The sequence below is a fragment of the Halomonas almeriensis genome, from assembly GCF_030409235.1.
Taxonomy (GTDB): domain Bacteria; phylum Pseudomonadota; class Gammaproteobacteria; order Pseudomonadales; family Halomonadaceae; genus Halomonas; species Halomonas almeriensis.
In genome coordinates this window covers 34,481-56,190 of record NZ_JAUFPO010000002.1, presented here as the reverse complement: position 1 = coordinate 56,190, position 21,710 = coordinate 34,481, and the positions used below count along the sequence as shown (strand labels likewise).

22 protein-coding genes are annotated in these 21,710 nt (G+C 65.3%); 17 read left to right on the top strand and 5 right to left on the bottom strand.

Going from position 1 to position 21,710, the window contains the following annotated elements; genetic code table 11:
* Positions 1-100: 100 nt before the first annotated feature.
* Positions 101-1,951 (top strand): protein translocase subunit SecD, encoded by a 1,851-nt coding sequence (gene secD / locus QWY74_RS00515; RefSeq protein WP_290313546.1) that lies wholly within the window; start codon positions 101-103, stop codon positions 1,949-1,951.
* 9 nt (positions 1,952-1,960) lie between these two features.
* On the top strand, positions 1,961-2,887 hold the full coding sequence (gene secF / locus QWY74_RS00510) for a protein translocase subunit SecF (protein WP_264827462.1): 927 nt from the start codon (positions 1,961-1,963) through the stop codon (positions 2,885-2,887).
* 113 nt (positions 2,888-3,000) lie between these two features.
* On the opposite strand, the gene QWY74_RS00505 is transcribed toward secF, so the two are convergent.
* Both QWY74_RS00505 and QWY74_RS00500 read right to left on the bottom strand, forming a co-directional pair.
* Positions 3,001-3,342 (bottom strand): hypothetical protein, encoded by a 342-nt coding sequence (locus QWY74_RS00505; protein ID WP_264827464.1) that lies wholly within the window; start codon positions 3,340-3,342, stop codon positions 3,001-3,003.
* Between the two features lie 156 nt (positions 3,343-3,498).
* The gene (locus QWY74_RS00500) at positions 3,499-4,293 is read right to left on the bottom strand and encodes an inositol monophosphatase family protein (RefSeq protein ID WP_264827465.1); all 795 of its coding nucleotides are present in this window, start codon (positions 4,291-4,293) and stop codon (positions 3,499-3,501) included.
* A gap of 256 nt (positions 4,294-4,549) precedes the next feature.
* On the opposite strand from QWY74_RS00500, the gene QWY74_RS00495 reads away from it, so the two are divergent.
* From QWY74_RS00495 to der, 14 genes are all read left to right on the top strand, one after another.
* Complete coding sequence (locus QWY74_RS00495; RefSeq protein ID WP_264827466.1) at positions 4,550-5,323, top strand: RNA methyltransferase; 774 nt, start codon at positions 4,550-4,552, stop codon at positions 5,321-5,323.
* A gap of 73 nt (positions 5,324-5,396) precedes the next feature.
* Positions 5,397-6,335, top strand: coding sequence for a serine O-acetyltransferase (gene cysE, locus QWY74_RS13065; protein ID WP_435389092.1), 939 nt, complete (start codon positions 5,397-5,399; stop codon positions 6,333-6,335).
* Between the two features lie 94 nt (positions 6,336-6,429).
* Positions 6,430-6,897, top strand: a complete 468-nt coding sequence (locus QWY74_RS00485; RefSeq protein WP_264827467.1) for a Fe-S cluster assembly transcription factor — start codon at positions 6,430-6,432, stop codon at positions 6,895-6,897.
* 91 nt (positions 6,898-6,988) lie between these two features.
* Positions 6,989-8,137 carry an aminotransferase class V-fold PLP-dependent enzyme gene (locus tag QWY74_RS00480; RefSeq protein WP_264827469.1) on the top strand — a complete coding sequence of 383 codons (1,149 nt, stop codon included), beginning with the start codon at positions 6,989-6,991 and terminating at the stop codon, positions 8,135-8,137.
* Between the two features lie 22 nt (positions 8,138-8,159).
* Positions 8,160-8,486, top strand: a complete 327-nt coding sequence (locus QWY74_RS00475; protein WP_290313545.1) for a HesB/IscA family protein — start codon at positions 8,160-8,162, stop codon at positions 8,484-8,486.
* A gap of 194 nt (positions 8,487-8,680) precedes the next feature.
* Positions 8,681-9,109, top strand: coding sequence for a nucleoside-diphosphate kinase (gene ndk / locus QWY74_RS00470; RefSeq protein WP_264827472.1), 429 nt, complete (start codon positions 8,681-8,683; stop codon positions 9,107-9,109).
* Between the two features lie 55 nt (positions 9,110-9,164).
* Positions 9,165-10,292 carry a dual-specificity RNA methyltransferase RlmN gene (gene rlmN / locus QWY74_RS00465; RefSeq protein ID WP_264827473.1) on the top strand — a complete coding sequence of 376 codons (1,128 nt, stop codon included), beginning with the start codon at positions 9,165-9,167 and terminating at the stop codon, positions 10,290-10,292.
* Positions 10,293-10,406: 114 nt separating this feature from the next.
* Positions 10,407-11,126: a type IV pilus biogenesis/stability protein PilW gene (pilW, locus tag QWY74_RS00460; RefSeq protein ID WP_290313544.1), complete on the top strand. Its 720-nt coding sequence runs from the start codon at positions 10,407-10,409 to the stop codon at positions 11,124-11,126.
* 29 nt (positions 11,127-11,155) lie between these two features.
* Positions 11,156-12,238 (top strand): RodZ domain-containing protein, encoded by a 1,083-nt coding sequence (locus QWY74_RS00455; protein ID WP_264827476.1) that lies wholly within the window; start codon positions 11,156-11,158, stop codon positions 12,236-12,238.
* 5 nt (positions 12,239-12,243) lie between these two features.
* Positions 12,244-13,359, top strand: coding sequence for a flavodoxin-dependent (E)-4-hydroxy-3-methylbut-2-enyl-diphosphate synthase (gene ispG, locus QWY74_RS00450; RefSeq protein ID WP_264827477.1), 1,116 nt, complete (start codon positions 12,244-12,246; stop codon positions 13,357-13,359).
* A gap of 24 nt (positions 13,360-13,383) precedes the next feature.
* Positions 13,384-14,670 carry a histidine--tRNA ligase gene (gene hisS / locus QWY74_RS00445; RefSeq protein ID WP_264827478.1) on the top strand — a complete coding sequence of 429 codons (1,287 nt, stop codon included), beginning with the start codon at positions 13,384-13,386 and terminating at the stop codon, positions 14,668-14,670.
* 39 nt (positions 14,671-14,709) lie between these two features.
* Complete coding sequence (locus tag QWY74_RS00440; RefSeq protein ID WP_320109344.1) at positions 14,710-15,360, top strand: YfgM family protein; 651 nt, start codon at positions 14,710-14,712, stop codon at positions 15,358-15,360.
* Entirely contained in the window at positions 15,357-16,505 is a 1,149-nt protein-coding gene (gene bamB, locus QWY74_RS00435; RefSeq protein ID WP_290313543.1) for an outer membrane protein assembly factor BamB, read from the top strand. Before QWY74_RS00440 ends, bamB begins: the two co-directional genes overlap by 4 nt.
* The gene (gene der / locus QWY74_RS00430; RefSeq protein WP_264827483.1) at positions 16,502-17,905 is read left to right on the top strand and encodes a ribosome biogenesis GTPase Der; all 1,404 of its coding nucleotides are present in this window, start codon (positions 16,502-16,504) and stop codon (positions 17,903-17,905) included. The genes bamB and der overlap by 4 nt, the downstream gene beginning before the upstream one ends.
* A gap of 34 nt (positions 17,906-17,939) precedes the next feature.
* Here der and QWY74_RS00425 read toward each other — a convergent pair whose 3' ends face one another.
* Complete coding sequence (locus QWY74_RS00425) at positions 17,940-18,803, bottom strand: ATP-binding protein (RefSeq protein ID WP_264827484.1); 864 nt, start codon at positions 18,801-18,803, stop codon at positions 17,940-17,942.
* Positions 18,804-19,086: 283 nt separating this feature from the next.
* Here QWY74_RS00425 and QWY74_RS00420 point away from each other — a divergent pair, with 283 nt between their 5' ends.
* Entirely contained in the window at positions 19,087-19,887 is an 801-nt protein-coding gene (locus tag QWY74_RS00420; RefSeq protein WP_290313542.1) for a M48 family metallopeptidase, read from the top strand.
* An 18-nt stretch (positions 19,888-19,905) separates the two neighbouring features.
* Here QWY74_RS00420 and aroE read toward each other — a convergent pair whose 3' ends face one another.
* Positions 19,906-20,718 carry a shikimate dehydrogenase gene (gene aroE, locus QWY74_RS00415; RefSeq protein WP_264827486.1) on the bottom strand — a complete coding sequence of 271 codons (813 nt, stop codon included), beginning with the start codon at positions 20,716-20,718 and terminating at the stop codon, positions 19,906-19,908.
* Positions 20,715-21,641 (bottom strand): oxygen-dependent coproporphyrinogen oxidase, encoded by a 927-nt coding sequence (gene hemF, locus QWY74_RS00410; RefSeq protein ID WP_264827488.1) that lies wholly within the window; start codon positions 21,639-21,641, stop codon positions 20,715-20,717. The genes aroE and hemF overlap by 4 nt, the downstream gene beginning before the upstream one ends.
* Between the last annotated feature and the right edge of the window lie 69 nt (positions 21,642-21,710).

The following is a 21,710-nucleotide window of genomic DNA, read 5'->3' as shown; positions in this document are numbered from 1 at the left end:
CTGCGACCGCCGCGGCGGGGCCCGGCCGACCGGCTCCGCCCGGTGCTCGTGATGACCTAACGCCCGTCACCATCATCAGCAACCTGAGGGCAGGGCCCCCATGCTCAATCGTTACCCCCTGTGGAAGTATCTGCTGATACTTCTAGTCCTTGTCGTCGGCCTGATCTATGCGCTGCCCAACCTCTTCCCGGCTGACCCGGCCGTTCAGATCAGTAGTGACCGCGGCGAGTTCATGCTCGACGAGCAACGCCTCGACCGCCTCGAGACCACCCTCGACGAAGCCGGCATCAACATCCAGTCCATCGAGCGCCAGCCCAAGAGCGTCCTGATCCGCCTGGCCAATGCCGATGATCAGGCCAGGGCAAGGGATCTGATCAGCGAGTCGCTCAGTGACGACTATGTCACCGCGCTCAACCTGGCCGAGTCGACCCCTGGCTGGCTCGAGTCGCTGGCGGCGTCACCCATGACGCTGGGCCTCGACCTGCGCGGCGGTGTGCACTTCCTGCTCGAAGTCGACATGGATGCGGCCATCAGCCAGCAGCTGGAATCCGATGCCAGCGCCATGCGCAACATGCTGCGCGACGAGCGCCTGCGCTACCGCAACAGCGAGATCGGTGAGCGTTCGATCAGCCTCGACTTCATGAACGAAGGAGACCGCCGCGAGGCACGGCGGCTGATCGGCCAGCAGTATCCGGACTTCGAGTACAGCAATGTCGAGCGCCCGCGTGGCGCTGGCCTGGAAATCGCCCTGGACGATGTCGCGGTGGAAGAGATCCAGGACTATGCGGTCAACCAGAACCTGACCACACTGCGCAACCGGGTCAACGAGCTGGGGGTCTCCGAACCGCTGGTGCAGCGCCAGGGGCCCAACCGCATCGTGGTACAGCTCCCCGGCGTTCAGGATACCGCGGCGGCCAAGCGCATCATCGGCGCCACGGCCAACCTGGAATTCCGCCTCGAGGCGCGCCCGGATACGCCGGAATCCGAAACCGAGAGTTTCCCGTTCCGCAACAACCAGGCACGCAGCGCCACCCTGATGCAGGACATCATCATCACCGGTGACCGGGTGTCCAACGCCAACCAGGGCTTCGACCAGAATGGCCGCCCGCAGGTCAACATCGACCTGGACGGCACCGGCGGCACCCTGATGAACCGCGCCACCCGCACCAACATCGGCCGCAACATGGCGGTACTGTTCATCGAGCACAACTCGAGCGAACGCACCGTGATGGAAAACGGCGAAGAGACCACGGTGCGCACCCAGAACACCGAGCGCGGCATCATCAGTCTGGCGACCATCCAGAGTGCGCTGGGCAACAGCTTCCGTATCACCGGCTTGGAGTCGCCCACCGAGGCGGCCGACCTGGCCCTGCTGCTGCGTTCCGGTTCGCTGGCCGCCCCGATGTACTTCGCTCAGGAGCGCACCATCGGCCCGAGCCTCGGTGCCGAGAACATCGAGCGCGGCGTCATGTCGGTGCAGATCGGCCTGCTGCTGGTGGTGCTCTTCATGCTGGTGCGCTATCGGGTCTTCGGGGTCTTCGCCAACATCGCCCTGGCGCTCAACCTGACCCTGCTGGTGGCAGCCATGTCGATGCTCGGCGCGACCCTGACCCTGCCGGGCATCGCCGGTATCGTGCTGACGCTGGGCATGGCCGTCGACGCCAATGTGCTGATCTTCGAGCGGATACGCGAGGAGCTGCGCAATGGCCTCTCGGCCCCACAGGCCATCCATGCGGGCTACGAGCGCGCCTTCTCGTCGATCGTCGATGCCAATATCACCACCCTGCTGGTGGCGTTGATCCTGTTCTCGATCGGCACCGGGCCGGTCAAGGGCTTCGCCGTAACCCTATCGCTGGGCATCCTGACCTCGCTGTTCACCGCCCTGCTGGTGACACGCGCCATGGTCAACCTGCGTTACGGCAGCCGGCCGATCAAAAAGCTCTGGATATAGGAAGTGGCCATGCAACCTCTCATCAATCGACAGATCGACTTCATGGGCAAACGGCGCCTTGCCTTCATCAGCTCGGCCATTCTGCTGGTGGTGTCGGTGGTCGCGCTGGCGCTGCAGGGCCTCAATCTGGGGCTGGACTTTACCGGCGGCACCCTGGTCGAGGTGCGCTATGCCGCGGCACCGGCGCTGGACGCCGTGCGTGAGGCTCTGGAGGCCGCTGGCTTCCAGAACGTCGTGGTGCAGACGTTCGGCACTTCTACCGAGGTGCTGATTCGACTGCAGGAAATCTTCGAGGCCGGTGTCGGCGATCAAATCGTCGACCTGCTGCGCCAATCCGGCAGCAATGTCGAGCTGGTACGCGCCGAGTTCGTCGGTGCCCAGGTCGGCGATCAGCTGCGCGACCAGAGCGGCATGGGTATGCTGGTGGCACTGGGCATCGTGATGCTCTACGTGGCCTTTCGCTTCCAGTACAAGTTCGCCATCGGTGCCCTGCTGGCCCTGATCCACGATGTGGTTATCGTCATCGGTGTCTTCGCGCTGTTCGGTTTCGAGTTCGACCTGACCGTGCTGGCTGCCGTGCTGGCGGTGATCGGTTACTCGTTGAACGACACTATCGTGGTCTATGACCGCATTCGCGAAAACATTCGCACCTCGCGTATCGATGACATGCCGGCCATCTTCAATGAGTCCATCAACCAGACGCTGTCGCGGACCCTGGCCACATCCGGCACGACCCTGCTGGTGCTGCTGGCCCTGGTATTTCTCGGCGGCGACATGATCCACTTCTTCGCCGTGGCGTTGTTGATCGGCGTGGCGGTGGGAACCTTCTCGTCCATCTACGTCTCCGCCGCCCTGCTGCTGCCGCTCAAGCTGCAGCGCGTGGACCTGATGCCGCCACAGAAGGACGACGAAGAAGGCGAGGAAGAGCTGCCCTGAGTCGCGCGGCGCCGATACCGCTGCCGCAACGCAAAACGCCACCCGATCGGGTGGCGTTTTGCGTTTGTGTCAGGCGAAACGTTGCAGCCGTGGCCAACAACGCTGAACCTGCCTCAGGCGACACCCTGGGCATCGGGTTGAAACACTTCACGGGCGTGGTGATAGAGCACGCTGGCATAGCCGTTGCGTTGCATCACCTTGAGAATCTTGGCGGGATTCTCGTCCTGGAAGGCTCGTCGCAGCTTGTCGCGTTGTTCGTCGTCCAGCGCTTCATGCCAGTGAAGTGGATCATTCTCGGCGCTGGCTGCCTCGGCCCGACGCATCAGGTCCATCTCCACGCGACCACCATAGTGGTACAGGAGATCATAGCCTTCCTGCAGGTGTGCAGCAGGTACATCACAAGGCTTTTCGAGGCTTTCCAGCACGTTGTAGTAGTAATAGCTGAGGGGTTGCATCGTCACTCCTCTCGCGGATGGTGTTCATGGCCCTGGGCATGAACCAGCTGCCACATTGGCGGCTGGCTCCCCTAAACCTACACCCAGTGAGCGACCACGAACAGTCCCACAACGTAACGCGATGTAGCCGAGGCGTCAGCCCCGGCGTCAGACGACTCAGAAATGAGGCTTGAGCTGCTTGACCAGCGTCTTGTAGAGACGCGGGCCGGCGGCCATCAACGGCTGGCTGGTGGCCACCGTGGGCTGGCCATCGGGCATGCCCATCAGGGCACCGGCTTCCTTGAGCATCAGTGAGCCGACCTGCATCTCCTGCTCTTCCATGCCCAGCACAAAGGCGGCATCGGCACGCCCAGAGGCCAGCTCGGCGATGTCCATCAAGGCATTGCCCGAGGCCCGCATCAGCTCGACGCGAGGCGCCAGCTGCTGGATCAGGGTCAGATGAGTCGGCTGCAGGCGCGAACGCAGCGAGGCTTCGGGCAGCCCCATGGCAATGCGCGCGCCCTCGATGGCGTAATGCCGGGGCACACGAATACGCTTACCGTTGAGCTGGGCGCCACGGCCGCGGCTCATCAGGTATTCGTCATCGCTGAAGGGGCAGATCATCACCGCATGCTCCGGACGGCCCTTGACCATGCAGACCACCGAGAGCGCGAAGCCGGAGGCGGCCACGGTCAGGTTGGAATAGCCATGTACGGGTTCGATCTGCCATATCACATCGCGGCCATCGCCCTCCCCGTCACGTTGCGGGGTGTAGCGGCCGACGACGCCATGCTGGGGGTACCCGCGCGCCAGCTGACGCTGGATGAGTGTCTCGGCGTTACGCGCCGTGTCCTCGAGCAGCTTGTCGAGGTTATGTTCTTCATGAGCATTTTCGATGCGCTCGCGAACGCGCAGATACTGCTCGCCGGCACTGCGCGCAGCACGCAGTGCAAATTGGACCATCGGATGCATGATCAGGCCTTGGGAGTCACGGTGATGTTAAAGAACGCAAGCGAGGAAGCGCCGGCCCTGGCGGCGCAGCAACGCTTATGCCGCGGGCGGACCACTCCCCCGAGCCGACGCTATCGTCGACTGGTGGCACGAATCCTATCAGAAACGCCATGCGCGCGCTACGCAGCTCGAAGCTCGAAGCTCGAAGCTCGAAGCTCGAAGCCAGCATGCTAGACTGCGCTTTTCGCGACGTTAACAGCCCCAACCGGAACTCCCCATGCTCGAACGCATACGTATCGTGCTGGTCGGCACCAGTCATCCAGGCAACATTGGCGGCACGGCCCGTGCCATGCACAACATGGGACTCGCTGACCTGGCGCTGGTGGCCCCGCGCTGCGAGCCGATCACGGCCGAGACCGTGTCCCGCGCGTCAGGGGCCGACCGCCTGGTCCATCAGGCCCCAACCTTCGCAAGCCTGGAGGACGCCGTCAGCGAGTGCACCCTGGTGGTGGGCGCCAGCGCCCGCTCGCGCACCCTGCCCTGGCCGATGACCACGCCGCGACAGCTCGGCGAACGTCTGCCGGCGGAGTTGGCCGGCGAGGAAAGCCGCGTGGCCCTGGTCTTCGGCCGCGAGGACAGTGGCTTGACCAACGCCGAGATGCAGCGCTGTCACGCCCATGTGCATATCCCCACCAACCCCGACTTCAGCTCGCTGAACCTGGCGGCCGCCATTCAGGTCGTGGCCTACGAGTGCCGGCTGGCGTGCATGGAGGCCCCCGAGGCAGGCGACGAGGCCGCGCCGGAGCCACTGGCCAGCCATCAGGAGCTCGAGCATTATTTCGACCACCTGGAACGCACCCTGATCGACATCGGCTTTCATGACCCGGCGCAGCCGCGTCAGCTGATGGCGCGGCTGCGGCGCTTCACGTTGCGCGCCCGCCCCGAGCGCATGGAGATGAACATCCTGCGCGGCATCCTGACCGCCACCCAGCGTCAGGCAGCGAGCAGCGACCGCCAGGACTCGTCGGATACCCCGGATGCCGGTTCCTGATGCATGACTTGAACCCGCCCCGAGTGCCCCCCACCATGAAGGGCAAGACTCGCCCTTAACCAAGGATCGCCGCATGTTTCAACGTCTGCGCGAGGACATCAACAGCGTATTCGCCCGTGACCCGGCGGCGCGCAACTTTCTCGAAGTCCTGACCAACTACCCGGGCCTGCATGCCCTGCTGCTGCATCGCCTCGGGCACTGGCTGTGGCGGCGCAACCTCAAGTGGCTGGCACGCACCCTGTCGACACTGGGCCGCTGGTTGACCGGCATCGAGATCCACCCCGGCGCAAACATCGGCCGGCGCTTCTTCATCGACCATGGCATGGGTGTGGTGATCGGCGAGACGGCCGAAGTGGGTGATGATGTCACTCTCTATCAAGGCGTCACCCTGGGCGGCACGAGCTGGCAGGATGGCAAGCGCCACCCCACCCTGGGGGATGGCGTGATCGTCGGTGCCGGGGCCAAGATCCTCGGCCCCTTCACCGTGGGCGCCGGCGCCAAGGTCGGCTCCAATGCGGTGATCACCAAGGAAGTGCCGGCCGGCGCCACCGTGGTCGGGATTCCCGGCAAGGTGGTGCAGCGCAGCGACCCGGATACCGAAGACGCCCTGCAGGTCGACCCCGAACGTCGCGAGGCCATGTGCCGCAAGTTCGGGTTCGATGCCTATGGCGTCAGCCAGGACATGCCGGATCCGGTGGCCCGCTCCATGCAGGCCATGCTCGATCACATGCATCAGGTCGATGAGCGCATCGAGCAGATGTGCGCGACGCTGCGCCAGATCGACGCCGGCTTCCGCGATGGCCGGTTGCCCGAACTGCGTGACGAGGATTTCGCCGACATCCTGGAAGGCATCGACCACGGCTGTGCGCCTGCCGACGACCGCACGGCAACACCGAAAACCTCGGACTATGCCCCGACACCCGCCTCTGAACCAGCCGATGGTTCGCCATCCGAGGAGACGGACGAACCAAGCGCCACCCGAACCCGCAAGGACACCGGGCACAATGGTTGACCGATCTACTGGGTCTTTATCATAATGACAGGTTGATCGGCGGCTTCGCGCGCCGCTGTTTCCAACGTCCACCCCGGTGCCGAGGTGAAGGACCATGCGCCTGACCACCAAGGGACGCTACGCCGTCACCGCCATGCTGGACCTGGCGATGCATGCCGACCAGGGGCCCATCTGCCTGGCCGATATCGCCAGGCGCCAGGAAATTTCGCTGTCCTACCTGGAACAGCTGTTTGCCCGTCTGCGGCGCAACGGCCTGGTCGGCAGCGTGCGTGGCCCGGGCGGCGGCTATCTACTGACCGAGCCGGCCACGAAGATCTCGGTGGCGCGGGTCATCGATGCCGTCGACGAATCGGTGGATGCCACGCGCTGTGGTGGCATGTCGGATTGTCAGCAGGGCGATACCTGCCTGACCCACCACCTCTGGTACGAGCTGTCCGAGCAGATTCACGGCTTCCTGGATGGCGTGACCTTGGGCCAGCTGGCCGGTCGCGACGAATTCCAGGCGATTGCCACACGGCAGCGTCGTGTGGCCGACAAGCAGATTCCGGCGTCATCGCCCTGAAGAACGAACGGGTGCGGACACCGATTCAACCAAGGCCTCGCCAGGCGGCTCGACCCTCGAGCCACCGGCAAGAATCAAGGGTTCATCGCCGATGAGCGGTTCCATCTACCTCGACTATGCGGCCACCACGCCCGTCGACCCCCGGGTCGCCGAGGTCATGAGCCGGCACCTGACACTCGACGGTGTGTTCGCCAACCCCGCCTCGCGCAGTCACATGCCCGGCTGGCAGGCCGAACAGGCCGTCGAGAGCGCGCGCCGCCAGGTCGCCGACCGGATTGGCGCCGACCCGCGCGAGATCGTCTGGACCAGCGGCGCCACAGAGGCCGACAACCTGGCACTGATCGGCCTCATGCGCGCCGGCCGCGAGCGGGGCCGGCACCTGGTGACCTCGACCATCGAGCACAAGGCGATCATCGACACCGCCCTGGCGCTGGAAAAAGAGGGCTGCGAGGTGAGCTGGCTGACGCCCGACGGCAGCGGCCGCATCACGCCGGAGTCGCTTAAGGCCTTGCTGCGCGACGACACCGTGCTGGTCTCGCTGATGGCGGTGAACAACGAACTGGGCAGCATCAATGATCTGGCGGGTCTGGCAGCCGCCGCCCACGCGGCCGGCGCGCTCTTCCACACCGACGCCGCCCAGGCGGTCGGGCGCCTGCCCCTGAACGTGGCCGAGCTGGGCATCGATCTGATGTCGCTCTCCGGCCACAAGGCGTATGGTCCCAAGGGCGTCGGCGCCCTGTATGTGAAGCGCTCGCCGGACATCCGGCTCGAGGCCCTGATTCATGGGGGCGGCCACGAGCGCGGCATGCGCTCCGGCACCCTGCCGACCCACCAGATCGCCGGGATGGGCGAGGCCTTTGCCATCGCCGGCCGCGAAGGTGAGGCCGATCAGGCTCGCATAGAGGCACTGCAGGCGCGTTTCCTGGAGGGGCTGGCCGACCTTCCGGGTATCCATCTCAATTCGACCACCGAGGCCTCGGTCCCGAACATCATCAATCTGGGGTTTTCCGGGGTCGATGGCGAATCGCTTTTGATGGCGCTGCGCAACATCGCCGTTTCGACCGGCTCGGCCTGCAACTCCGCCAGTGTCGAGCCATCCTATGTACTAAGGGAGATCGGGGTGTCGCGAGCGCTGGCACTGGCCTCGCTGCGCTTCAGCCTGGGGCGCTTCACCACCGCGGACGATATCGACCGGACCCTCGCCACATTGCGGCACGCCCTGACCGGGCTGCGCCGCTGAACCTATCGAGCAGGAGGCCATCATGGCGAACCTATCCATCACCACCGCCGCTGCCGAGCAGATCAACCGTGTTCTCGACGAACGCGGTCATGGCCTGGGCCTGCGCGTCACCATCAAGCCCAGCGGCTGCTCGGGCTACAGCTATGTGCTCGACATCGCCGACGAGGCCGCCAACGACGACGTGGCCTTCGAGGAACATGGCGTCAAGGTGTTTGTCGCCCCGGACGCCCTGGAAGTGCTCGACGGCAGCGAGGTCGACTATGTCTCGGAAGGACTCAACCGCTTCTTCCGCTTCAACAACCCCAACGTCAAGGACGAGTGCGGCTGCGGCGAGAGCTTCAGCGTGTGAGCGGCATGCCACCACCGGCCATGGCGTGGCGATCCGGGCGGCGCGCGAATTGTTCATCAGCGCCCAGGGGCGGTATACTCTGCGCCCACTCGACCCCACCGGTCGAACCGCATCAACCATCAGCCCCGCGCCGCGCCGAGACTCTCGAGGCGGCGTGAGGCTTTCATTATCCGCTACTCTGGAGAGCACGCCCCATGGCTACAGAACGCACCCTGTCCATCATCAAGCCCGACGCCGTGGCCAAGAACGTCATCGGCGAGATCGAGAGCCGTTTCGAACATGCCGGCCTGCAGATCGTCGCCGCCAAGATGCTGCACCTTTCCCAGGAAAAGGCAGAAGGCTTCTATGCCGAGCACAAGGAACGTCCGTTCTTTGCCGACCTGGTGGGCTTCATGACCTCCGGTCCGGTCATTGTGCAGGTGCTGGAGGGCAACAATGCCATCGCCGCCAACCGCGACCTGATGGGCGCCACCAACCCCAAGGAAGCCGAAGCCGGCACCATCCGTGCCGATTACGCCCAGTCGATTGACGCCAACGCCGTGCATGGCTCCGATTCGCCGGAATCCGCGGCGCGTGAAATCGCCTACTTCTTTAGCGACGACGAGATCTGCCCGCGCGGCTGATCGCCCCGTCCAGCGGGGGTGGCAACACCCCCGCCCCGACCGACCGCTGACTATCATGACTGCCACCACTGCTTCCCAACGCCTCAACTTGCTGGGCATGACGCGCGAGGAAATGGAAGCCTTCTTCCTTTCCATCGGCGAGAAGAAATTCCGTGCCGCCCAGGTGATGAAATGGATTCACCAGGAAGGCTGCGACAATTTCGAATCCATGACCAACCTGTCAAAAGCCCTGCGCGCCCGCCTCTCGGAGGTCGCCGAAATTCGCGGCCCCAGCGTGGTCTACGAAGGCTCCTCCAATGACGGGACCCGCAAGTGGGTTCTCGAAGTCGAGGATGGCAGCTATGTCGAAACCGTGCTGATCCCCGCCGAGAACGGCAAGCGTCGTACCCTGTGCGTCTCGTCCCAGGTCGGCTGCTCGCTGGACTGCAGTTTCTGCTCCACCGGCAAGCAGGGCTTTCAGCGCAACCTCACAGCGGCCGAAGTGATCGGCCAGGTGTGGGTGGCCAGCAACAGCTTCGGCCCCCGCCATGACACCGCCAATCGCCCCGTCACCAATGTGGTGATGATGGGCATGGGCGAGCCGCTGATGAACTATGACAACGTCGTGCCGGCCATGAAGCTGATGCTCGACGACAATGCCTATAGCCTCTCGAAGCGCCGTGTCACGCTTTCCACCTCCGGCGTGGTCCCCATGCTGGACAAGCTGGGCGACGAGCTCGACGTGAGTCTGGCCATCTCGCTGCACGCCGCCAACGACGAGCTGCGCAGCGAGCTGGTGCCGCTCAACCGCAAGTACAACATTCGCACCCTGCTGGATGCCTGCCAGCGCTACCTGGCCAAGTGCGACGATGCGCGCGTGGTGACCATCGAGTACACCATGATGAAGGACGTCAATGATCAGCAGGAGCATGCCCAGCAACTCGCCGAGCTGCTGAAGGAGCTGCCCAGCAAGATCAACCTGATCCCCTTCAACCCCTTTCCGCACTCAGGTTACGAGACGCCCTCGCGCAACCAGGTCAAGCGTTTCCAGCAGTGGCTGTACGACCTCAATCTCAATGCGACCATTCGCTCCACGCGAGGTGACGACATCGACGCCGCCTGCGGCCAACTGGTCGGCCGCGTGAAGGACCGAACCCGCCGCCACGAGCGCTACATACAGTCGATTCAGATCGACGCGGATTGAGCCGTGGGCTGGCTTGACTTCCACCGGGCACGACGCTTTGATGGGCGAGCTTTTTTCATCAGGGGCCGTGGCCTGTGCTGGCCCGGCGCACATCACCTCTGCGAGGAGGCCATGATGGATCGCCCGAGTCTCGATGGCTACCGTCGGCCGCTCATCATGCTGGTGCTGATCGGCATGCTGTGGCTGAGTGGATGCGCTACACAAGCTGAGCCGGTGGCGCCGGACGAGTCGCCGTCGGCGGCCTATACGCGCCTGGGTGAAGCCTATCTCTCTCAGGGCAACCTGCCGCGCGCGAGCCGGGCGCTGCGCCAAGCGCTGGAGCTGGCCCCGGATAACGCCGAAGCACGCCAGGCCATGGCCCTCGTGCACCAACGCCGGGGCGATGAACAACTGGCAGCGACGGCCTATCGCAAGGCCCTGGAGACAGCCCCGGATTTCACCCGAGCACGCAACAATTACGCCGCCTTCCTGTATGATCAGGGGCAACTCGAGGCCGCCTGTCGACAGCTGCAGCGCGCCAGCTCGGACGCGCACTACCCCAGGCGCGCCCGCTTGCTGACCAACCTGGGCCGCTGTCGACAGGCACTCGGGGATGATCGCGCCGCTCGCGACCGCTTTGAGCAGGCGATGAGCGTCGATGCCGAGCATGCTGCGGCCCATCGACAACTGGCCGAACTCGACATTCGACTGGGCCGGCTCGACAGCGCCGAGCGACACCTGAATGAATATCGCCGCCTGGCCGGCCCGGATCGTCAGGCGGCTCGCCTGGCCGACGAGATTCGTCATGCCCGCCACGACCAGCGGTCGACCCATGCCTCGTCAGCCAGGCCCTGAGCCCTGTTTGCCAATCAAGGATTCACGCCATGAGCGACACACCTTTCCAGGAACCCGATGCAACAGCCGCCCAGGCTTCTCCTGGCGAGTTGCTGCAACGCGAACGGGAAAACCTGGGACTAACGCGCGAGGAAGTCGCCGCGGCGCTCAACCTGCGCCCGGCCGTCATTGATGGCCTGGAGAGGGACAGCTACGAGGAAGTCCCCATCGCCACCTATCGACGCGGGTATCTGCGCAGCTATGCGAGCCTGCTCGGCCTCGACGAAGATGCAGTGCTGTCGGCCTACCATGCGCACTTTGGCAAGGAGGACCTCGAGCATCGGGTTACGCCCGTGCACGTGGTCAGCCGGCCTCCCTCGCGAATCGGCACCTGGCTGTTTCGTCTGGTCACCCTGATCGTGATCGCCGGCCTGATCGGTCTGACCCTGATGTGGTGGCAGAGCCGCGGCGGCAGCGAACCGCCCGCGCCGGGTGACACAGCAGCGGTGACCGTGGATGACATGGATGGCAATGCCTCCCTGGTCGAGGAAGCAGGCAGCGAAGGGGGCACCGACACCGGCGAGAGTGACGCCAACTCGACCACCTCGGCCGACACACCCCCTTCGGGCGACACGACCAGCCTGCTGGAAGCGCCCGAGGAAGCTGCGTCGGACAACACCCAGAACGCTGCGACCGACGCGACAGGCGAGGCTGACAACGAGGGCTCGGCTACGGCCTCGGACAGCGCCTCGACGGATACTGCCCCGGACACCTCCGCTGCTGGCGTTGAAGGCGCCAGCACCAACGCCGATCACCAGCAAGCCTCGGCCGATGCCCCGGCCGACGGCGACACACCGGCCAGAAGCGACACGGCCACCACCGAGACCTCCACCAGCCTGCTCGAGCTGAGCTTCAACGAGCAGTCCTGGACCGAAATCTTCGATGCCAGCAACCAGCGCGTCTTCGTCGGCTTGCAGGAGCCCGGCACCACGGCCAGCGTCGAGGGTACACCGCCCTTTCGCCTGACCGTGGGCAATGCCACCGGCGTCGAACTGAGCTGGGATGGCGAAGTCATCGACCTGAGCGAGCGCGCCGGTACCAACAACGTTGCTCGCTTCACCCTGGGAGAGTGAGTCACATGCACGCACCATCGCCCATCCAACGCCGCCAATCCCGCCGCATCCACGTCGGTGACGTGCCGGTCGGTGGCGGAGCCCCAATCTCTGTGCAGAGCATGACCAACACCGACACGCTCGATGTGGATGCCACCGTGGCGCAGATACAGCAACTCGAGAATGCCGGGGCCGACATCGTGCGCGTCTCGGTCCCCAGCATGGACGCCGCAGAAGCCTTCGGGCGCATTAAGCAGGCGGTGAAGGTCCCGCTGGTGGCGGATATCCATTTCGATTACCGCATCGCCCTGCGCGTGGCCGAGCTCGGCGTCGACTGTCTGCGCATCAACCCTGGTAACATCGGTCGTGAAGACCGGGTCGCCGCCGTGGTCGGTGCCGCCCGCGACAACGGCATTCCGATTCGCATCGGCGTCAATGCCGGCTCGCTGGAGAAAGACCTGCAGAAGAAATACGGCGAACCGACTCCGGCTGCCCTGGTCGAATCCGCGATGCGCCACATCGACCATCTGGACCGCCTCGACTTCCCGGGCTTCAAGGTCAGCGTCAAGGCCTCGGATGTGTTCATGGCGGTGGCCGCCTACCGCGAGCTGGCCTCACGCATCGAGCAGCCGCTGCACCTCGGCATCACCGAGGCCGGTGGCCTGCGCTCGGGCACCGTCAAGTCCTCCATCGGCCTTGGCATGCTGCTGATGGACGGCATCGGCGACACCATCCGCGTGTCCCTGGCCGCCGATCCGGTTGAGGAAATCAAGGTCGGCTTCGACATGCTCAAGAGCCTGAGCCTGCGTTCCAAGGGCATCAACTTCGTTGCCTGCCCCAGCTGCTCGCGCCAGAACTTCGACGTCATCGGCACCATGAACCAGCTCGAGGAGCGTCTCGAGGATGTCATGACGCCGCTCGATGTCTCGGTCATCGGCTGTGTGGTCAATGGCCCCGGCGAGGCCAAGGAAAGCGACATCGGCCTGACAGGCGGCAGCCCGGCCAACCTCGTCTATATCGACGGCAAGCCGTCAAGCAAACTGCGCAACGACCATCTGGTCGACGACCTCGAACGACTGATTCGTGACAAGGTCCGCGAAAAGGAACAGGCAGAACAGGACGTGATTGCCCGGGACGCCTGATCCCGGCACGTGAAGGAGTCAGCATTGAGCAAGAAGATCCAGGCCATTCGGGGCATGAACGACCTGCTGCCGACCCAGGCCCCGCTGTGGCAGTACTTCGAGACGCAGGTGCGCAACCTGATGGGACGCTACGGCTATGACGAGATCCGTACGCCCATTCTTGAGCAGACGGCGCTGTTCAAGCGCTCCATCGGCGAGGTCACCGACATCGTCGAGAAGGAGATGTATACCTTCGAGGATCGCAACGGCGATAGTCTGACCCTGCGCCCCGAGGGAACGGCCAGCTGCGTCCGGGCCGCCATGGAGAATGGCCTGCTGCACAACCAGACCCAGCGTCTCTGGTACCAGGGGCCCATGTTCCGCCACGAGCGCCCCCAGAAGGGGCGCTATCGTCAGTTTCACCAGGTCGGCGTGGAAACCTTCGGCCTCGAGGGCCCGGATATCGACGCCGAAGTGATTCTGCTCTCGGCACGGCTGTGGAAACAGCTCGGTCTCTTCGAGCATGTGACCCTGGAGCTCAACTCACTGGGCTCGCCGGAGGCTCGGGCCGCCTATCGTGACACCCTGGTCAGCTACTTCGAGGCGCACCACGACGTGCTCGACGAAGACTCGCGGCGGCGCCTGGCCACCAACCCGCTGCGCATCCTGGACTCCAAGAACCCGGCCATGGCGGACATGCTGGCGGCGGCGCCGCGGCTGATGGATCATCTGGATGCCGAGTCACGGGCGCATTTCGAGCGGCTTACCGCCATCCTCGACGCCGCCGGTATCGAGTACGTGATCAATCCCCGCCTGGTGCGTGGCCTGGATTACTATTCCCGCACCGTCTTCGAATGGACCACCGAGGCGCTGGGCAGCCAGGGCACAATCTGTGCCGGCGGCCGCTATGATGGCCTCGTCGAACAGTTGGGCGGCAAGCCGATTCCCGCCGTGGGCTTTGCGCTAGGGGTAGAACGCTTAGTGCTGCTGCTCGAGACGCTGGACCTGGTGCCCGAGGCGGCACTGGATACCCTGGACGTCTATCTGCTGCCGATGAGCGGTGACGCCGAAGCCGCCGCCCTTGGCCTGGCTGAGCGCCTGCGCGATGAAATGCCCGGCCTGCGCCTGCAGTTGCACTGTGGCGGAGGGGGGTTCAAGAGCCGTATTCGCAAGGCCGACAAGAGCGGGGCGCGACTGGCCCTGCTACTCGGCGAGGAAGAGCTGGCCAGCCAGACGGCCACGCTCAAGTTCCTGCGCGAGGATCGCGAACAACGCCGTATTGAACACAGCGAACTGGCCACTGTGCTGGGCGAGCTGTTGTCGGAAGCCTGACGGACCGTACTGTCAACAAGGAGGCCGCCCGTGGCGGAAATGAGAACCGAAGAAGAGCAGCTCGAAGCCATCAAGCGCTGGTGGAAGGAAAACGGCGTGTCGCTGCTGATCGGCGCGGCCATTGCCGCCGCCGGTGTCTTCGCCTGGAAAAGCTGGCAGGACTACCAGACCGCTCAGGCGGAAGCTGCCTCACAGCGTTATCAACAGTTGCTGCAATTGACCAGTCAGGATCAGCTGGACGACGGCGCCCGCGAGAGGGCCGAAGAACTGGCCACCACCCTGGTTGACGAGCATGGCGGCAGCCTCTACGCCGACCTGGGGCAGCTGCTGTCCGCCCGCCTGGCCGTCGGCGACGGTGAGCTGGGGAGCGCACGCAACGCCCTCGAGGGGCTCATCGCCGATAGCGAGCACGCCTACCTGGCCGGCCTGGCCCGTCTGCGACTGGCGCGCCTGCAGATCGCCGGGGATGACGCCGAGGCCGCCCTGGCGACCCTGGACGGGGCGATTCCAGACACCCTCTCGGCACAGCGCGCGGAAATTCGCGGCGACGCCCACTTCGTGCTGGGCGACACCGACAGCGCCGGCGACGCCTGGCGGGAGGCCCTACAACGCTCGCAACAGGGCGAACGTTCGCTGTTCGGCCTGCAACTCAAACTCGACAACCTGGGCGCTCAGGAGACCACGTCATGAAACCGACACTGGCGATCGCCGCTCTGGTGACATTGGGACTGATGGCAGGCTGCGCAGGCAAGGTGGATTCCGAAAATGCGCCGCGTGAACTGCAGGACATCACCCACAGCACCACCGTCGACACCCTCTGGGACGAACAGATCGGCGACGGCCTAGGGCTCGGCGGCTATTCCCTGGCCCCGGCGCAGGATGGCGACACTCTCTTCGCCGCCGATCATCAGGGCCTGATCAAGGCCATCAACGCCGACAACGGCGAAGTGCTCTGGGAAACCCGGCTCGACAGCGCCGCCTCAAGCGCCCTGACCGCGGTGGCCGACCATGTCTTCCTGGGCACCCGAAACGGCGAGATCCTCGCCCTGGATCAAGGCAGTGGCGAGGAAGTCTGGCGCTCGCGGGTCAGCAGCGAGGTTCTCTCCGCCCCGCAGGTAAACAACCGGCTGGTGGTGGTACAGACCATCGATGGCAAGGTGACCGCCCTCGATCGTCGCAGCGGTGCCGAACGCTGGGTCTACAGCACGTCACAGCCCGCCCTTACGTTGCGCAGCACCGGAACACCGCGGACCATCGATGCCGTGACCTTCGCCGGCCTGGCCAATGGCAGCCTGGTGACCCTGGACAACGGCAGTGGGCGGGCCCTCTGGGAGCGTCGTATCGCCGCACCGCAGGGACGCAGCGATATCGACCGCATGGTCGACCTGGCCGGGCAGCCGGTGCTCACTCCGGATGGTCGTCTCTTCGTGACCAGCTACAACGGGCGCCTGGCGGCGCTTCAGGCCACCAGCGGCCAGGGCCTGTGGGCACGCGACATCTCCAGCTACCATACCCCAGTGTTGGTCGGCGAGACACTCTACGTGGTCGACGCCGACAGCCACCTGGTCGCCCTCTCGGCCACCGACGGCCGTGAAAAGTGGCGCATGGCCGAGTTGGCGAACCGTCAACTGAGCGCGCCGGCCTTCGCCGACGGCCGACTGGTGGTGGGTGACATGGAAGGCTATGTGCACTTCATCGACGCCCGCGACGGCAAGCTAGTGGGCCGCGAGGAGATTGACGGCTCGGGGATCAGCGTGCGCCCGCTCACCGATGGCAAGCGTGTCTACGCTCTGGCCGACGACGGAAGCCTGGAGGCTCTGGAACTTAACCCATGAATCCCGTGATCGCTCTGGTCGGCCGCCCCAATGTGGGCAAGTCGACCCTGTTCAACCGCCTGACGCGTACGCGTGATGCGCTGGTGGCCGACTTCCCGGGTCTGACCCGGGACCGCAAGTACGGAAACGGCATCCTCGGTGGCAAGACCTATACGGTCATCGACACCGGCGGCATCAGCGGCGACGAGGATGGCATCGATGCGGTCATGGCGGAACAGTCGCTACAGGCCATCGACGAAGCCGACATCGTGCTGTTCATGGTCGATGGACGCACCGGGCTGCACATGGCCGACGAGGCCATCGCCAACCACCTACGCGTCAACCACAAGAAGACCTGGCTGGTCGTCAACAAGACCGACGGTCTCGAGGAACACTCGGCCATGGCCGACTTCTGGCAGCTGGGCATCGGTGAGCCGCGCTCGATCGCGGCATCCCACGGGCGCAATGTGACCGCGCTGATCGATCTGGTTCTCGAGCCCTTTCCCGAGCGCGACGAGGACATGCCCGCCGACACCAGCACCAAGGGCATTCGCATCGGTGTCATCGGCCGCCCCAATGTGGGTAAGTCGACGCTGGTCAATCGCATGCTCGGCGAGGAACGCGTGGTGGTCTTCGACGAGGCCGGCACCACCCGCGATGCTATCGAGATCCCCTTCGAGCGTCGCGGCGAGCCCTATGTGCTGGTCGACACTGCCGGGGTCAGGCGTCGCAAGAATGTTTCCGAGGTCGCCGAGAAGTTCTCGATCATCAAGACCCTCGAAGCGATCAAGGAGTGCCACGTCGCCGTGATGGTGCTGGACGCGCGGACCGGCCTGGTGGAGCAGGACCTTCACCTGCTCGACTATGTGCTGACCAGCGGCCGGGCCCTGGTGCTGGCGGTCAACAAGTGGGATGGCCTGGAAAGCGAGGCCAAGGACCGCATGCGCACCGAGATCAAGCGTCGCCTGGGCTTCGCCGACTATGCCGAACTGCACTTCATCTCGGCACTGCACGGCACTGCGGTCGGCGATCTCTATCCGTCCATCGAGCGGGCCTTTCAGTCGGCCCACAGCCGCTGGTCGACCAACCGCCTGACCAACATCCTGCGCGATGCCGTCGAGCAGCACCAGCCACCGATGATCCATGGCCGCCGCATCAAGCTCCGCATGGCCCACCAGGGCGGCACCAACCCGCCGATCATCGTGGTCCACGGCAACCAGACCGGCTCGCTGCCCGAGGCCTACAAGCGCTTCTTGACCAACACCTTCCGCAAGGTGCTCAAGGTGCGTGGCACGCCCATGCGCTTCGAGTTTCGTTCGGGCAAGAATCCCTACGACAACATGGCCGAGGCCAGCGACCGCGACAAGGCCAAAAAGCGCGAGCTCGAGCGCAGCAGGGAATCACGCCGCAACCGCCGCTGATCGGCGGTGCCTGCCGACCGCGGCCAGTGGTGCTTCACGTCCCCAGGCGGCGCTGACCCACCAGCTGACAGGCAAACTGCCAGGCCACACGGCCACTGCGGCCGCCGCGCAGGGTGGCGTAGCGGATGGCTTCGCGACGTGCCGACTCGTCCCAGTCATCGCCTTGCCCCAGCCAGTTGACCCAGTGCTCACAGGCTTGCAGGTAGGTGGCCTGGTCGAAGGGGCGAAAGCTCAGCCACAGACCGAAGCGATCCGACAGGGCGATCTTCTCTTCCACGGCGTCACCGTGATGCAGTTCCTGTCCGACCAGGTGCGATCCCTGATTGTCGGCCATCGATTCCGGCAGCAGATGACGCCGATTTGAGGTGGCATACAGCAGCACGTTCGCCGGCGGCCCGGTGAGCGCACCATCCAGCACGCTCTTGAGGGCCTTGTAGGCATCATCCTGGCCCTCGAAGGACAGGTCATCGCAATACACCACGAAGTGGTGGGGCTCGTGGCGCAACTGCTCGACCAGCACGGGGAGCGCGGACAGATCATGACGATCGACCTGCACCAGGCGCAGTCCCTCGGCGGCCAGGTCATTGAGCAGGGCCCGCACAAGCGACGACTTGCCACCGCCGCGGGCACCCCAGAGCAGGGCATGATTGGCCGGATAACCACGCAGGAAGGCACGCGTATTGTCGACCAGCGCCTGCTTCTGGCGCTCGACCCCCAGCAGATCGGCCAGTTGCAGCGCGTCGCGGGGCGGCACCGGGGTGAGGCGCCCGCCCAGTGGATGGCGCTGCCACAGCGCCGCCACATCCTGCTGCCAGTCGACCTTTACCGGCGCCGGCGGCAGCCAGGGCTCCACCCGCTCCAGCACGCCCAGCAGGCGCCGAGCCAGTTCATCATCCATCGAGGCACTCTCCTTACTGTCGTCAGGGCGGTCGAATGGCATAATGCCATAGCCAGCCCTCGCCTTGAGGAAACGCTGAAGAAATCGCCGAGCATAGTAAAGCGCAAGGCGCACGGAACACAGGAAGCGAGACATAACAAATAGTTAGGCGAGCTTTCGCGTACCGCGCAACGAAGCGATTTGCATGCGAAGGCATTTAAGCAGTGTTTCCTTGACCCACACGGCAGGCGCGGTACCTTGTCAGAACCATCAAGGACCCGAAAGCCGATCCAAGGAGGACTCCATGCGCTGGATGCAGTGTCTCGCCATCGGTGCGCTCAGCATTGCCATTGCCGCCTGCTCGACATCCCCGACCGGACGCTCACAGCTGATGCTGATGTCCGAATCCGAGCTGAACCGGATGGGCGCCAAGGCGTTCGACAAGTACCAGCAGGAACTGCCCACGGTCGGCGGGGCGCCCTTGCGCCGGGTGCAGTGCATCACCAACGCCATCGTCAAGGTGCTGCCGCCTGAAGAGCGTCAGTCCAACTGGGAGGTTCGGGTCTTCAAGGATGAGTCGGCCAATGCCTTCGCTCTGCCCGGCGGTTATGTGGGCGTGAACACCGGCCTGCTGGACCTGGCCGACGACACCAATCAGGTGGCCTCGGTGATCGGCCATGAAATTGCCCATGTCATGGCCCAGCACGCCAATGAGCGCGCCTCGACCCAGAGCGCGACCCAGGTCGGCCTGAGTGTTGCCTCGGCGGCAGCGGCGGCGGCCGGTCTCGAGGGCCCGACCCATGACATGACCATGCAGGCACTCGGCATGGGCGCCCAGTTCGGCGTGCAACTGCCCTTCTCGCGCAGCCACGAGAGCGAAGCCGACGAGATCGGCCTCGACCTGATGGCCCGCGCCGGCTTCGACCCCCGCGCCAGTGTTCAGCTGTGGCGCAACATGAGCCAGGCGGGCGGCGGCCAGCCACCCGAGTGGATGTCGACCCACCCCAGCCACGGCAGCCGCATCAGCGACCTGCAGGCGGGCATGAACCAGGCCATGACCACCTATCGACAGGCTCGGCAGTCGGGACGCACTCCCGACTGCTGACTCCCTGCGCAAGCCGGCTCACAGTTCGCGGCGCAGGCGCTCGAGCACCGGGGTAACCGCGGGGTGCCGGCCGCGCCACAGGGCAAAGGATTCGGCGGCCTGGCCGACCAGCATGCCCAGGCCGTCGATGCCCCTGGCGCCGCGTTCGCCGGCCCAGCGCAGGAAAACCGTCGGCTCGGCGCCATACATCATGTCGTAGGCGACGCCGCCCGCCGAGAAGAGGTCATCCGGCAGCGGCGGTAGGTCGCCGGCCAGACTGGCACTGGTGCCATTGATCACCAGGTCGAATGGACCGCGCACGGCGTCGAATCCGCCCCCCGTCACCGCTCCGAGATCGGCGAAGTCCGCGCCCAGCTCCTCGGCCCGGGCGGCCGTGCGATTGGCGATGAACAGGCTGGCCGGTCCGGCCTCCAGCAAAGGTTCCAGCACGCCGCGCACCGCGCCCCCGGCCCCCAGTACCAGCAGCCGCTTGCCGGCAATCTCGACACCGTGGCGCAGCAGGTCGCCGACCAGCCCCAGGCCATCCGTGGTGTCGCCGTGAGTCTCGCCGTTATCACCGAGGCTCAGGGTGTTCACCGCTCCCGCACGGCGCGCGCGCTCACTCAGGGTATCGCAGAGCCGATGCGCGGTTTCCTTGAAGGGCACGGTGACATTGGCCCCGCGCCCACCTGCGGCGATAAAGGCGCGCCAGGCGCCGGCGAAGTCATCCAGCGGCGCCTCGACGGCCGTGTAGGTGAGCGCCTCACCGGTCTGCTCGGCAAAGGCCGCGTGAATCGCCGGCGACTTCGAATGGCCGATCGGATGACCGAACACACAGTAACGATCCGTCATTGCCCTGCCTTCTCGTCAGCCAGCCAGTCCCGCGGCTGCAGATACTCGTCCAGTTCGGCCTCCGGGCTTCCCGGCTGCGGGGCCCAGCAGTACTCCCAGCGTGCCAGCGGTGGCATCGACATCAGGATCGACTCGGTGCGCCCGCCACTCTGCAGGCCGAACAGGGTGCCACGATCCCAGACCAGGTTGAATTCCACATAGCGGCCGCGCCGGTAGAGCTGGAAGTCGCGCTCCCGCTCACCCCAGGCCTGATCACGGCGACGCTGGATGATGGGCAGGTAGGCATCGAGGAAGCTATCACCCACCGCCCGCTGAAAGGCGAAGCAGCGTTCGAAGCCGCCCTCGTTGAGGTCATCGAAGAAAAGCCCGCCCACGCCCCGTGCCTCGCCCCGGTGCTTGAGCGTGAAGTAGTCGTCGCACCAGGCCTTGAAACGCGGGTAGACGTCCTCGCCGAAGGGCGCACAGGCGTCGCGTGCCACCCGGTGCCAGTGGCGGACATCCTCGAGCACCGGATAGAAGGGCGTCAGATCATAGCCGCCGCCGAACCACCAGACCGGCGCCTCGCCTTCCTTCTCGGCGATCAGAAAACGCACATTGCCGTGGCTGGTGGGCACATGGGGATTCTCGGGGTGCAGCACCCAGGACACCCCCAGGGCATGAAAGCTGCGCCCCGCCAGCTGCGGGCGGGCCGCCGAGGCGGCTGCCGGCAGCGAGGCGCCGTGGACGTGCGAGAAATTGACGCCCCCCTTCTCGAAGACGGCTCCGTTCTCGATGACCCGCGAACGGCCACCACCGCCTTCTTCACGCTCCCAGGTATCCTCGCGAAAGTCCGCCCGGCCGTCCTCCGCGGCCAGCGCCTGGCAGAGGCGGTCCTGCAGATCGAGCAGGTATGTCTTGACGTCTTGGAGATGCGCTTGGGCCACAGGGCCTCCTCGCTGAATGTCAGAATGAGTGGAACCCGCCGGAACACCACTGGAAACCGGAGATGCCGC